Source organism: Burkholderia sp. MSMB2157WGS (genome assembly GCF_001532755.1).
Classification (GTDB): Bacteria; Pseudomonadota; Gammaproteobacteria; order Burkholderiales; family Burkholderiaceae; genus Burkholderia.
This window is the reverse complement of sequence record NZ_LPJG01000030.1, coordinates 1,063,424-1,075,829: the sequence shown is the minus strand read 5'-3', so window position 1 is coordinate 1,075,829 and position 12,406 is coordinate 1,063,424. Positions and strand designations below refer to the sequence as shown.

The following is a 12,406-nucleotide window of genomic DNA, read 5'->3' as shown; positions in this document are numbered from 1 at the left end:
TTTTCGGTCACGCGGCAGAGGAGAGGGAACATGCGCAACAACGCGAAGCGATCGGCATCGGCGACGGCAGTGGGCGCCGGCGTCGTGCGGACGATGGTGTTCGGGCTCGGTGTCGTGTTCGCGATGTCGATTGCCATGCCGAACGCGATGGCGGCCGGACAGCCCGCGTCGGATGGCGTCGTGCGGTTCGCCGGTTCGCTCGTCGACCTCTACGACGTGACGCTCGATGCCCCGGCGGGCGTGCAGGTCGACGCGCGGGACGCGGCCGGCGGCGCGGCAACGGCCACGCTCCGGTTCGATGCGCATGGCCGGCGCCTGGCCGGTGCGCAGGTAGCGCTGGTCGGGCCCGACGGCGCGCCGCTCGCGTCGGACGGTGGCGCGGCGGTGCGGGTGACGTGGCGCGATGCGCGCGACGAACGAAGCGTGCCGCTGGCGCCGGGCCGGGCTCATCGCGTCGGCCCGTACGGCGGCGTGATGACGGTCGCGGCGGATGAAGCAACGGGCGCCGTGGCGCCCGTCTTGATCCATATCCGTCATCCGTGACCGGCGATTGCCGCACGCGTGCGGCGCGCCGGCGGCCGGACGCGCGTCATTCGCCCTGTTCGGCGCGCGCGTAGATGTCCCAGCTCGCCATGAACAGCGCGGCGACGAGCGGCCCGATCACGAAGCCGTTGATGCCGAACAACGCCATCCCGCCGAGCGTCGAGATCAGCACGACCCAGTCGGGCATCTTCGTGTCCTTGCCGACGAGGATCGGGCGCAGCAGGTTGTCGACGAGGCCGATCACGCCGACGCAGAACACGACGAGAATTACGCACTTCCAGACCGAGCCGATCATCAGCAGGTAGAGTGCGGCCGGCACCCACACGAGGCCCGCGCCGATCGCGGGCAGCAGCGACAGGAACGCCATCAGCGCGCCCCACAGCACGACGCCCTCGATCCCGAGGATCCAGAAGATCAGGCCGCCGAGCGCGCCCTGCACGAGCGCGACCGCGATGTTGCCCTTCACGGTCGCGCGCACGACCGTCGTGAACTTCGCGAGCAGCAGGTTCTTGTGCTCGTCGTCGAGCGGCAGCGCGCGGCGCACGCGGCGGCCGATCTCGCCGCCGTCGCGCAGCAGGAAGAACACCATGTACAGCATCACGCCGAAGCTCACGATGAACTGGAACGTGTTCTGGCCGATGCTGAGCGCCTGGGTCGCCGCGAACTGGCTGATCTGCGCGGCGCCGTCGGTCAGCTTCTTCTGGATGCCCGGGATGTTGGTCAGCCCGTATTTCTGCAGCAGATGCTGGATCGACGACGGCAGTGCGTGAACGATGTCCTGGAAGTACTGCGAATAGTTCGGCTGCGCGGTCTTGATTTCCTGGTACACGTACGCGATTTCCTGCACGAGCGTGCCCGCCACGAACACGAGCGGCAGGATCACGATCAGGATGATCAACGACAACGTGACGAGCGCGGCCAGGTTGCGCCGCTTGCCGAAGCGCGCGGCCAGCCAGCGCTGCACGGGCTGGAACAGGATCGCGAGAATGGTGCCCCAGAACACGGCGCCGAAGAACGGTGCGAGGATCCAGCAGAGTCCGACGGTGACCGCGAACAGCAGGAAATAGAAGAATTTTTGGTGATCTTGTCCGCTATCCATGGGTGACATTCGCGCAGATTGATGCGTGGTTTGATTGAATTTCGTCGCCCCGTGCGCGATCGATTCGCGAACGTCACGGGTTCGCGGCGAAACGCGTTGCGGGGCGGCCCACGCGGAGTATGCCCGCAAAGGTGCCGCCATCATAGCCGCTGCGTGGGAGACATGCGAAAACGCCGCGGCCGGGGCCGCGGCGCTGCCGGGAAGCGAACGCGGTGCGAGGCCGCGTGCCGCGTCGTCAGATGTGGAGCTTGGTGACCTTCGTGCCGTTCACCGACAGGTCGCCCATCAGGCCCGCGTTGGTCAGGACCAGCACTTCCACCGGTGCGGTGGCCGTGTTGGTGTCGACCGCGCCGTTCGCGCCGACCTTCACGACCGCGACCGACGCGTCGGCGCCGGCCGACCAGCCTTCCGACTTGCGGAACGAGTCGAGCGCATCCTGCGTCATGAACAGGAACACGACCGCCTTCGACTGCGCGCCGGCCTGCAGCCCGACCGACAGCGACGACGTGTTGTAGTAGCCGACGGTACTGCCGCCGACGCGCAGCGCGCCGTTGCCGGACTGGGCGCCGACGATGAAGCCGGCTTGCAGCACGTTCGGGAACACGAGGACGCCGCGTGCTTTCGAGACCAGATCGCGCGAGCCCGGCACCGTCGAATACAGGCGCGACAGCGTGGCATTCACGCTGGCGTCGATCGACTGGCGTTTCGACGCGCTGGCCGCCGCGCTATCGGGTTTGTCGGACGTGGTCGTGCAGCCGGCGAGGGCGAGGCTGCCGAGCATCACGGCAGCGGCGGCTTTCATGGCGAGGGATTTCTGCATGGCGGTTTCTCCTTCGTTGTCTGATTGAGAGCGGACGGTGCGGGCGACGGTGCGGGCAGCCCCGTTCAACGGCGGGAAAGGAGCAGCCCCGCGACGAACGCGAGGCCCGCGACGACGCCGGCGGTCTGCCACGGATTCTCGTGCACGACCTGCGACATGCGTTCGGCCGAATCGCGCAGCCGGGCGGCCGCGCTGCCCGACGCGTAGTCGAGCGCGCCGCGCGCTTCGTCGATCCGGGACTGGATGCGTTTGCGCAAGGCGGCGATATCGCCATCGCCGTCGTTTTTCAACAAATCTTCCAGTTCGTCGACCAGCCCACGCAGATCGTCGCTCACGTCGGCTTGCAGGTCGCGGGCGGCGGAGCGGGTCGTACGGCCAACGCGTCGGCCGGTGCGGCGGATATCGGACAGGCCGCGGTCCAGCTTGTGTTCGATCGAGTCGGTAAGCGCCATGGTGTTTATCCTCCTTCGATTCCAGGCTAATTTGAAGATAAGACGAATCGCAGCAACTAGTGTGATTCACTTGATCCGCTCGAGTTTCGAGACAAATTTTCAATTCGTCGGCGGGATTGCCCGGGCGCCCCGTCACGCGGGGCGGAGCGGCGGTTGAAAAAATTTCGCGTCTCGGCCGACGCAGCGTGTCGAACAGCGGATCGCAGTGAAAGCCCGGTAAATATGGCGTTGCCGGGCCATCAGGTAAATAGTGCCGTTGCAGGTCGCGTACTGATGCAATTGCACTAATCGACGCCAGATCGAGGCGCACGATTCGTGCCCGGTGCCGATCGCCCACCGCTGCCGTCCAGCGCGACGTCGATGACGACGGGATCGTGGTCGGACGAGCGGTAGGCGTCGGGCGCGTAATAAGCAGCCCGTCGCGCGGACGTTTTGTAATCGGGCACGGGTTGCAGGACGAGCGGTTCGTCCGCGTTGATGTGCCAGAACTGCACGGCCTTCACGCGCGCGGCGAGCGGCGGCGTGGCAAGTGCGTGGTCGAGATTGCCGGCTTCGCCGCGAAATACGTAGCTGTACGCAGCATCGCCGACGAAGCGGGCAACCAGGTTCGCATAGCCGCGCGCTTCGAGCGTGCGAATCGGGTCTTCCTTCGCATAACTGTTCAGATCGCCGATCAGCAGCACGCCGTCGGCCGCGACGCCCGTCGGCGACGTGGCGAGCCAGTCGGCGACGCGCGCGGCCGCCTGGGTACGCGCCGCGTTCCAGCAGCCCTGGCCGTCGGACTGGTCGAGATTGGCGCCGCTCGCATGCGGGCAGTTCTTCGACTTCAGGTGATTGACCGCGACCGTGAACGCGCGCGTGCCGCCGATGCGCCGGAACGTCTGCGCGAGCGGCGGGCGGTGCCGGCCGCCGAGTGCGACGGTGGCGGCGCGCCCGACCGGCTCGACCGTGCGGCTGTCGTACAGCAGCGCGACCGCGATCGCGTCGCGGCCCAGCCGCGCGGTGCCGGGATCGACCGCGCGCCAGCCGGCGCCGAGTTGCGCGGCCAGACGCCTCGCGGCGCTCGCGTCGCCGTAGCCGTTGTTCGCGATTTCCATCAGCCCGATCACGTCGGCGCGCAGCGCGCGCAACGCCGCGACGATCTTCGCTTCCTGCCGCGCGAACGCGGCAGGCGTTTTCGCGCCGCGGTCGGCCGGCGCGTCGAATCCGCCGCCGCGGCCGTCGCCGTTGAAATAGTTGAAGACGTTGAACGATACGACGCGCACGTCGGCGTCGGGATGCCGGGCCGGTGCCGCGGTACGCGGGTTCGCGGCGGCCTCGAACACCGGCGCCGTGCCGGCCACCGGTTGCAGCCGCCATGCGCCGTAGCGCCACTCGAGCACGCCTTCTATGCCGCGTACCGTGTAGCCCGCGCGCAGCGTGTTGGCGGCGCTCAGCGCGGGCGGCGGATAGCGGACGGTCGCCGGGTCGCGGCGGCTCGAACCGTCGTCGAGCACGATGCGGTTCAGTGCGTTGGCTGCGGCCTGGGCGGCAGCATCGGCCGGCAATGCGACCTGGGTCGGTATGCGCAGCCGGCCGTTGCTCAGCACGATGCTGCCGTAGCGGCCGAGTTCGTAGGTATCGCTGACCGTCAGCGTTTGCGGCAGGCGTACGCGCATGGCTTCGTGCGCGGCCAGGACGGCGGGCGACGCGACCGGCAGCGCGAGCGTGGCCGGCGTGACCGTCTGCCCGCGTGCGCAGACGGTCACGCGGCCCGACAGGGTGAACTGCGTCCGGCCGTATTGCTCGTCGACCTTGCCGGTCAGATGCACGAGATCGCCGGGCTCGGCGCGCGCGTTCGGCGCGTGGACGAACAGGCCCTCGGGGACGCCCGGCCGGCGCTGCCGTTGCGCGTCGGCCTGCTGGACGAAGAAGCCGCCCAGGCCGCCGGCGCCGCCGAACGCCGCGGTGACGACCGCTTCGATCGACGTCGTTTGCCCGGCGAGCGGCGACGGCCGGCCGGCGCGGCGGATCTCGGCAATCGCCGTGGTCGCGCCGCCGCAGCCGCTGCTGACCGGCAGCGCGGCGACGGCCGGCCAGGCGAAGAGCGGTGCGCAGAGCATGGCGGACAACGCCGCGAACGGCGCAACGGCGAACAGGGGGAGCGGGCGTGACATGAGACGGTCCACAGGATGAAAATCCGACGGTTCGGGACCGCATCTTGAAGGCAAACTGTCAGGCTGCGACCGAAATGGCCGTCCGGCCAGTGCCGGTTGGCCAACGATGCGGCAAGCCGCCCCGCGGCTGTTACGCTTTCGCATCGGCCGTCGCATGCCGCTCGCCCGGCGCATGCCGCGGCGCCCCGTCCCCACAGGAGAAATCCATGTCTTACATGCTGTTGATTGTCGAACCGACCGAGCAGCGCGCCGAGCGCACGCTCGACGAAGGTCAGGCGCTTTATGCGCGCATGGTCGATTTCGCCGAGTCGCTGAAGGCGCGCGGCGTGCTGCGCGGCGTCGAGTCGCTGGAGCGGTCCGAGCGCGGCACGCGCGTGCAGGTGCGCGACGGCGAGACGCGCCTGCTCGACGGCCCGTTCGCGGAGGCGAAGGAGATGATCGGAGGCTTCTTCCTCGTCGACGTCGACACGCGCGAGGAAGCGATCGAGATCGCGCGCCAGTGCCCGGCTGCGCAATGGTGCACGGTCGAGGTGCGCGCGGTCGGCCCGTGCTTCCTGTGAGCGTCGCGACTCGGTATTTACCCTGATATGTCGTGGCGCGTGTCGATCCGGCCGTCTTCCGCCCGTCGTCCGGGTAAGGCGCCGCGGAACGGGCGCCGCTTTCCACCGACGACGAGGAGTAAACGATGCGATTCATGATCATGATCCGGGCGAACGCCGTCAGCGAATCCGACGCGTTGCCGGACAACCGGCTGGTCGAGGCCATGACGGTCTATCACGAGGAACTGGCGAAGGCCGGCGTGCTGCTCGACGCCAACGGCCTGAGGTCGAGCGCCCATGGTTGGCGCGTGCGCTACACGGGCGGCAAGGGCACGGTGATCGACGGCCCGTTCGCCGAAACGAAGGAACTGATCGCCGGCTATACGCTGATCCAGGTGCGTTCGCGCGACGAAGCGCTCGAATGGACGCGCCGGTTTCCCGCGCCGTTCGGCGCCGAGCTCGATTGCGAGATCGAGGTGCGGCCGCTGTTCGAGCTCGACGACCTGACGCCGAGCGACGCGGTCGAGCGGTTCCGCGATCTCCACGTCGGCCGTCGCCACGCCTGAACCAACCTCACAGGGAGCACCCGTCATGCACAAGATGGTTTTCATCAATCTGCCGGTAGCCGACCTGCCGCGCGCGAAGACGTTCTACCAGGCGCTCGGCTTCGAGGTCGTGCCGGCCTATACCAACGATCAGGCCGCCTGCATCCGGATCAGCGACGCGATCTTCGCGATGCTGCTCGTGCGGCCGTTCTTCCAGACCTTCACCGACAAGACCATCATCGATCCGGCGACGCACATCCAGGTGTTGTCGTGCCTGTCGTGCGACAGCCGCGCCGAAGTCGACGCGATCGTCGCGAAGGCGCTGGCGGCGGGCGGGGCCGCGCCGCAGGCGCCGCGCGAGTACCCGAACATGTACGGCCACGGGTTCACCGATCCGGACGGCCACACGTGGGAACTGATGGCCATGCCGCTGGACGCGTCCGCCCAGGGGCAGGCGTCGTGACGCGTGAGGCGACTCATCGTGCGATCGAAGCGGTCTGGCGAATCGAGGCGCCGAAGATCATCGCGCGCGCCGCGCGCGTGGTGCGCGACGTCGGCGTGGCCGAGGAGCTGGCGCAGGACACGCTCGTCGCGGCGCTCGAGCACTGGCCCGTCGACGGCGTGCCCGACAACCCGGCCGCCTGGCTGATGACGGCCGTGAAGCGCCGCGCGCTCGACCGGGTCCGGCAGGAGTCGCTTCATGCGGCGAAGCGCGACCAGCTCGGTCACGAGATGGACGCGCTCGAAGCGCATGTCGTCCCCGATATCGCGGACGCACTCGCCGACGCGCGCGACGACGACATCGGCGACGACCTGCTGCGGCTGATCTTCACGTCGTGCCACCCGGTGCTGTCGACCGACGCGCGCGTCGCGCTGACGCTGCGGCTGCTCGGCGGGCTGACGACGGGCGAGATCGCGCGCGCGTTCCTGACGCCCGAGCCGACGATCGCGCAGCGGATCGTGCGCGCGAAGCGCACGCTCGCGGCGGCGCACGTGCCGTTCGAGGTGCCGCCCGCCGATGCGCGGCCCGCGCGGCTCGCGTCGGTGCTCGAAGTGATCTATCTCGTGTTCAACGAAGGCCACGCGGCGACGGCGGGCGACGACTGGATGCGTCCGGCGCTATGCGACGAGGCGTTGCGGCTCGGTCGCGTGCTGGCCGGGCTCGCGCCGGACGAAAGCGAAGTATTCGGGCTCGTCGCGCTGATGGAGCTGCAGGCGTCGCGCATGCATGCGCGCATCGACGCGCAGGGTCGGCCCGTGCTGCTGCTCGACCAGGACCGCAGCCGCTGGGATCCGTTGCTGATCCGGCGCGGCCTCGCCGCGCTGGAGCGGGCGACGAAGCTCGGCGGCGTGCGCGGGCCGTATGCGCTGCAGGCGGCGCTTGCAGCGTGCCACGCGCGCGCACGGCAGGCTTCGGACACGGACTGGGCACAGATCGTCGCGCTGTACGACGCGCTCGCCGAAGTCGCGCCGTCGCCGGTCGTCGAGCTGAATCGCGCGGTCGCGGTAGGGATGGCGTTCGGGCCGGCCGCGGCGCTCGAACTCGTCGACGTGCTGCGCGACGATCCGGCGCTGGCACGCTATCACTGGCTGCCGAGCGTGCGCGGCGATCTGCTCGCGAAGCTCGGCCGCGCCGACGAGGCCAAGCGGGAGTTCCGCCGTGCGGCGGAACTGACGCGCAACGAGCGTGAGCGCGAATTGCTGCTCAAGCGCGCGATGGATGCGTGACGCATCGCGCATGACGCGCGTGGCGCCGCGGCAGCGCCCATCTTCGCGGCCATCCGCCGCGTTCGCCCCCGACACTATCGCCCGCATTGAAAAAGCCTATTGGGGGATGCGAACGCGAGCGCCTAGATTGAAGAGCACGATGCGCGCCCGGCGCACGCATCGTTCCCCACATATCTGATCGGCCCGGCGTCGCACGCGGCCGCGCCGACTCGAACGGAGGCGCAAATGGCTCAACTCAAGGGCAGCAAAACCGAAGAGAACCTGAAGGCCGCATTCGCGGGCGAATCGCAGGCGAATCGGCGCTATCTGTATTTCGCTTCGAAGGCCGACGTCGAGGGGCAGAACGACGTCGCCGCGCTATTCCGCTCGACGGCCGAAGGCGAAACCGGCCATGCGCACGGCCATCTCGAATACCTGGAAGCTGTCGGCGATCCCGCCACGGGTTTGCCGTTCGGTTCGTCGCGGCTGAATCTCGAATCGGCGATCGCCGGCGAAACGCACGAATACACCGACATGTATCCGGGCATGGCGAAGACCGCGCGCGACGAAGGGTTCGACGAAATCGCGAACTGGTTCGAGACGCTCGCGAAGGCCGAACGCAGCCACGCGAACCGCTACACGAAGGCGCTGGACAGTCTCGTCGACTGACGGGCCGTCGCAGGTCGCGCTGCAACGCCGCGCGGCCGGCACCGGCCGGCGGTTCGTTCATCGCCGCCCGCACCGCGCGGGCGGTGCGCTTGCGCACATGCGCGCCACGCGGGAGCGCCCCATGCCCCACAAGGAAGGCAGTCTCGAAGCCCCGACCCGGCATCCGCTCGACTGGCAGTCCGAAGCGTTCTACGACCAGGCCGCGATCGATGCGGAAATGACGCGCGTATTCGACATCTGCGCCGGATGCCGGCGCTGCGTGTCGCTGTGCGGCGCGTTTCCGGCGCTGTTCGACCTCGTCGACGACACGCCGACGGGCGACATCGACGAAGTGCCGAAGGCCGCATTCGGCAAGGTCGTCGACCAGTGCTATCTGTGCGACCTCTGCTACATGACGAAATGCCCGTACGTGCCGCCGCACGCATGGAACGTCGATTTCCCGCACCTGATGCTGCGCGGCAAGGCTGCGCGTTACAAGCGCGGCGAAGCGCCGCTGCGCGACAAGGTGCTGTCGAATACCGATGCGCTCGGCCATTTCGCGGGCATTCCGGTCGTCACGCAGACGGTCAACGCGGTGAACCGCACGCCGCCTGCGCGCCACGCGCTCGAAGCGCTGCTGGGTGTCGACCGCGACGCGTGGCTGCCGGAGTTCGCGCCGCGCAAGTTCCGCCGCGCCGCGAAGCGCTCGGATGGCCCGCCGGTACGCGACGGCGAACGCACGCCCGGCAAGGTCGCGATCTACGCGACGTGCTACGTGAATTTCAACGAGCCGGGGATCGGCCACGACCTGCTCGCGATTCTCGCGCACAACGAGATCCCGTACGAGCTCGTCACGCGCGAAGCGTGCTGCGGGATGCCGTTGCTCGAGCAGGGCAATCTCGACGGCGTCGCCGCGAAGCAGGCCATCAACATCCCGGTGCTCGAACGCTATGCACGCGAAGGCTACGCGCTGATCGGCGCGATCCCGAGCTGCGTGCTGATGTACAAGAGCGAACTGCCGCTGATGTTCCCCGGCGACGCGGCCGTGCGTGCGGTGGCCGACGCGTTCTGGGATCCGTTCGAGTACGTGATCGCGCGGCATCGCGACGGGCTGCTGAAGACCGATTTCAAGATCGGCCTCGGCACCGTGTCGTATCACGTGCCGTGCCATGCGCGCGTGCAGAACATCGGCCGCAAGACGGCCGATGCGCTGTCGCTCGTGCCCGATACGCGCGTGAACGTCGTCGAGCGTTGCTCCGGCCACGCGGGCACGTTCGGCGTGAAGAAGGCATTTCATGCGGATGCGATGCGGATCGGCGCGCCCGTGTTCAAGGCGATGGCCGAGCCGCAGCCGGACGTCGTGTCGTCCGACTGCGCGCTCGCCGGCCATCACATCGTGCAGGGCATCGGCGAGAAGGGGCTGCCGCAAGCGCCGCTCGCGCATCCGCTGACGCTGCTGCGCCGCGCGTACGGCATCTGACGCGTCCGAACCCGCTTCGTTGTGAACACATCGACGACATCCGACGATACCCAAGGACATCCATGACGCTGACCCGCGACTCCCTGCTGACGCTCGAAGCGTACGCGAAGATCCGCAAGGCCGAGCACGCGCGGCTCGTCGCGTACAAGCGCCGCCGCGCGGTGGCGCTCGGCAATCACCTGCGTTTCCTGTTCGAGGACGAGACGACGATCCGCTATCAGATCCACGAGATGCTGCACATCGAGAAGATCTTCGACGAAGCCGGCATCGCAGCGGAGCTCGACGCGTATCTGCCGCTGGTGCCCGACGGCACCAACCTGAAGGCGACGATGCAGATCGAGTACGAGCACGAGGTCGAACGGCGCGCGGCGCTCGCGCGGCTGATCGGGGTCGAGGATCGCGTGTACCTGCGGGTCGACGGGCACGCGAGCGTCTACGCGATCGCCGACGAGGATCTCGAGCGCGACAACGCCCAGAAAACGTCGGCCGTGCACTTCGTCCGTTTCGAGTTCGATGCGCCGATGCGCGCCGCGCTCAAGGGCGGGGCGGCGCTGTCGATCGGCTGCGATCATCCGGCCTATACGATGCCGCCGCAGCGTATCGACACGGACGTGGCCGCGGCGCTGGCCGGCGATCTGCGCTGAGCCGGCGCCCACGGCGCTTGGCGGCGCCGCTTTTCCGTTCCGACCCGAAACGGCGCGCCGCAACGCCGCGGCGCGGCCGCTCGCCCGTTGCCCCGGAAATGTAACAACCGTGACGGATTTGCATGCGGGGACACAGTGGGCGCGCCGCGTCAGCGTATTTTCATTACTCGCAGAGAAACAATAAAAAGATTGTGCATGGAGATAATTCGATTCCCTGTAAATCGAATGATTTACCGATTCGTGAATATCTTGTTACGAATTTTTCCCTGATTTACCGATTTCGGGAAGCCATTCCGCGGAGTGTCGCGGATGGGGCCGGAGCAGACCGCAACGGCCCGTTTCACGGCATTCTTCAGACGCTGCGGAGCCCCGCCAGACGGGCCTTTGCAGCCGCCGGCATAAAGATCTCGCAAAAAAATTCAAGCGTAAATGGATTGCTCGCCCATGGCAGGTTGTTTCAGTGCGTAACATTAAGTCATTGTCATATTGAGATAAACCCTGAGGATGGTATGCTTCGTGCACAAAAATTCCCACATTGGAGTGAGACCGCGATTTGTGCGCCATTGCCGGGAATCGCGGCACCGTGAAAGTGCGGTGTCGCCCGGTATGCACAACGCCGGATAACCATAATGTGCAACCTGGCCGCCCCGCGACGTGTCGCGACGGCGCCGCCAATCGCAGCCCCGGCCTGGCTGCGTGGAGAGATCGACTATGTTCTTCGATGAGCTTAACGATGAAGAGTGGTTTCGCCTTTCAGCGCTGATCGCCGATGAACCCATCCGGCTGAACCGTCGCGGGCGTCCGCGCGCCGAACCGCGCGTCGTCGCCAACGCGGTGCTCTGGATCCTGACGACCGGGGAAGCCTGGTCAAAGCTGCCCGGTCGCTATCCATCCGGGCCGACGTGCCGCCGCCGCTACGAAGAGTGGCTCGCGAACGGCACGCTGCTGAAGATGATCGACGTGCTGACCCAGTTCAGCGGGCGCACGTTCGCGTATATCCCGCCGCCGCCCGTCGCGGTCGCGCCGGCCCGCCGCGCGGAGCCCGTGCCCGACAACGACCGTTTGCGCGGCGTGTTCTGGCAAAACCCCGAGTCGTGGCAATTGCCGGTTGCGCAGGCAAACGTTTGGCCGGGCGAGGGTGCGTCGCTGAGCACGATGCGGGACGACCAGGTGGACGGCCGCTCCGGCGTGTCGTTCACGGTGCCCGGCGCGCCGGCCACGGAGCTGCGCCATGTGCGGGCGTCGGCGGCGAGCTTCGCCGCGGCCGAGCCGCAGGTCGACGAGTATCGCGGCTATACGATCAGCGGGATCGCGCAGCCCGTGCAGAACCTGATGTATCGCGCGTGGGCCGAGATCTCGCAGGACGACCGGCGCGTCGAGCGCTCGGGCCTGATCGGCCCGCGCTTCACCGACGCCGAGGAAGCCGAGCAGTACGCGCTCGACTGGGCACGCCAGTGGATCGATCGCCACGGTGCGAGCGACGCGCCGGCGCGCGAGCCGCAGGGCGAAGTGTTGGCCGGCTTGTCGGCGCTGGCGCGCGCGGAGTCGGACATCAAGCGCTTCATCGCCGAGCGTCGCGCGGGCGCGTTGTCGGAAAGCCGCAACGATCCCGTGCAGTCGGAACGTCGCGAATACGAGTACCGCGTGGGCTGATCGCCGTTTCCGTGCCACGCGCGGGCCGTCGTGCGCCACGACGCCCGCGCGCCAGTCCGGTGTCTCCTTCGGTGTCTCCATGTCTGCCTCGCTCGGGCGCCGCTGTCGAGGCGGCGCCCT

The 12,406-nt window shown here is 68.1% G+C and carries 13 protein-coding genes; 9 read left to right on the top strand and 4 right to left on the bottom strand.

Features of this window, described 5'->3' with window-relative positions; all coding sequences use genetic code 11:
• Positions 1-30 precede the first annotated feature (30 nt).
• A complete protein-coding gene (locus tag WT53_RS23275; protein WP_059784159.1) occupies positions 31-543 on the top strand; it encodes a hypothetical protein in 513 nt (170 codons plus the stop codon).
• Between the two features lie 46 nt (positions 544-589).
• Here the strand turns inward: WT53_RS23275 and WT53_RS23270 are convergent, their stop codons facing one another.
• From WT53_RS23270 to WT53_RS23255, 4 genes are all read right to left on the bottom strand, one after another.
• Positions 590-1,642: an AI-2E family transporter gene (locus WT53_RS23270; protein WP_034205290.1), complete on the bottom strand. Its 1,053-nt coding sequence runs from the start codon at positions 1,640-1,642 to the stop codon at positions 590-592.
• Between the two features lie 235 nt (positions 1,643-1,877).
• Positions 1,878-2,462, bottom strand: a complete 585-nt coding sequence (locus WT53_RS23265; protein ID WP_034205289.1) for a YSC84-related protein — start codon at positions 2,460-2,462, stop codon at positions 1,878-1,880.
• 65 nt (positions 2,463-2,527) lie between these two features.
• The gene (locus WT53_RS23260) at positions 2,528-2,914 is read right to left on the bottom strand and encodes a YqjD family protein (RefSeq protein WP_034205288.1); all 387 of its coding nucleotides are present in this window, start codon (positions 2,912-2,914) and stop codon (positions 2,528-2,530) included.
• 284 nt (positions 2,915-3,198) lie between these two features.
• On the bottom strand, positions 3,199-5,070 hold the full coding sequence (locus WT53_RS23255; RefSeq protein WP_060261729.1) for an ExeM/NucH family extracellular endonuclease: 1,872 nt from the start codon (positions 5,068-5,070) through the stop codon (positions 3,199-3,201).
• A 206-nt stretch (positions 5,071-5,276) separates the two neighbouring features.
• Between WT53_RS23255 and WT53_RS23250 the strand changes: the two genes are divergently transcribed.
• The 8 genes from WT53_RS23250 (at position 5,277) to WT53_RS23215 (ending at position 12,286) form a co-directional block, all read left to right on the top strand.
• Positions 5,277-5,630 carry a YciI family protein gene (locus tag WT53_RS23250; RefSeq protein WP_027782496.1) on the top strand — a complete coding sequence of 118 codons (354 nt, stop codon included), beginning with the start codon at positions 5,277-5,279 and terminating at the stop codon, positions 5,628-5,630.
• A 125-nt stretch (positions 5,631-5,755) separates the two neighbouring features.
• Entirely contained in the window at positions 5,756-6,175 is a 420-nt protein-coding gene (locus WT53_RS23245; protein WP_060261726.1) for a YciI family protein, read from the top strand.
• Between the two features lie 25 nt (positions 6,176-6,200).
• Positions 6,201-6,617 carry a VOC family protein gene (locus WT53_RS23240; RefSeq protein WP_034205286.1) on the top strand — a complete coding sequence of 139 codons (417 nt, stop codon included), beginning with the start codon at positions 6,201-6,203 and terminating at the stop codon, positions 6,615-6,617.
• The gene (locus WT53_RS23235) at positions 6,614-7,882 is read left to right on the top strand and encodes an RNA polymerase sigma factor (RefSeq protein ID WP_034205285.1); all 1,269 of its coding nucleotides are present in this window, start codon (positions 6,614-6,616) and stop codon (positions 7,880-7,882) included. The genes WT53_RS23240 and WT53_RS23235 overlap by 4 nt, the downstream gene beginning before the upstream one ends.
• A gap of 225 nt (positions 7,883-8,107) precedes the next feature.
• Positions 8,108-8,530 carry a rubrerythrin family protein gene (locus WT53_RS23230; RefSeq protein WP_006497294.1) on the top strand — a complete coding sequence of 141 codons (423 nt, stop codon included), beginning with the start codon at positions 8,108-8,110 and terminating at the stop codon, positions 8,528-8,530.
• Between the two features lie 121 nt (positions 8,531-8,651).
• Entirely contained in the window at positions 8,652-9,989 is a 1,338-nt protein-coding gene (locus WT53_RS23225; protein WP_060262132.1) for a heterodisulfide reductase-related iron-sulfur binding cluster, read from the top strand.
• Positions 9,990-10,051: 62 nt separating this feature from the next.
• On the top strand, positions 10,052-10,633 hold the full coding sequence (locus WT53_RS23220) for a DUF3501 family protein (protein WP_060261723.1): 582 nt from the start codon (positions 10,052-10,054) through the stop codon (positions 10,631-10,633).
• Between the two features lie 711 nt (positions 10,634-11,344).
• The gene (locus tag WT53_RS23215; protein ID WP_059825415.1) at positions 11,345-12,286 is read left to right on the top strand and encodes a transposase; all 942 of its coding nucleotides are present in this window, start codon (positions 11,345-11,347) and stop codon (positions 12,284-12,286) included.
• Positions 12,287-12,406 lie beyond the last annotated feature (120 nt).

Bases quoted from the DNA above. Each gene is read 5' to 3' on its own strand.
- WT53_RS23275 (WP_059784159.1), top strand. From the start codon at position 31: ATGCGCAACAACGCGAAGCGATCGGCATCGGCGACGGCAGTGGGCGCC.
- WT53_RS23270 (WP_034205290.1), bottom strand. From the start codon at position 1,642: ATGGATAGCGGACAAGATCACCAAAAATTCTTCTATTTCCTGCTGTTC.
- WT53_RS23265 (WP_034205289.1), bottom strand. From the start codon at position 2,462: ATGCAGAAATCCCTCGCCATGAAAGCCGCCGCTGCCGTGATGCTCGGC.
- WT53_RS23260 (WP_034205288.1), bottom strand. From the start codon at position 2,914: ATGGCGCTTACCGACTCGATCGAACACAAGCTGGACCGCGGCCTGTCC.
- WT53_RS23255 (WP_060261729.1), bottom strand. From the start codon at position 5,070: ATGTCACGCCCGCTCCCCCTGTTCGCCGTTGCGCCGTTCGCGGCGTTG.
- WT53_RS23250 (WP_027782496.1), top strand. From the start codon at position 5,277: ATGTCTTACATGCTGTTGATTGTCGAACCGACCGAGCAGCGCGCCGAG.
- WT53_RS23245 (WP_060261726.1), top strand. From the start codon at position 5,756: ATGCGATTCATGATCATGATCCGGGCGAACGCCGTCAGCGAATCCGAC.
- WT53_RS23240 (WP_034205286.1), top strand. From the start codon at position 6,201: ATGCACAAGATGGTTTTCATCAATCTGCCGGTAGCCGACCTGCCGCGC.
- WT53_RS23230 (WP_006497294.1), top strand. From the start codon at position 8,108: ATGGCTCAACTCAAGGGCAGCAAAACCGAAGAGAACCTGAAGGCCGCA.
- WT53_RS23225 (WP_060262132.1), top strand. From the start codon at position 8,652: ATGCCCCACAAGGAAGGCAGTCTCGAAGCCCCGACCCGGCATCCGCTC.
- WT53_RS23220 (WP_060261723.1), top strand. From the start codon at position 10,052: ATGACGCTGACCCGCGACTCCCTGCTGACGCTCGAAGCGTACGCGAAG.
- WT53_RS23215 (WP_059825415.1), top strand. From the start codon at position 11,345: ATGTTCTTCGATGAGCTTAACGATGAAGAGTGGTTTCGCCTTTCAGCG.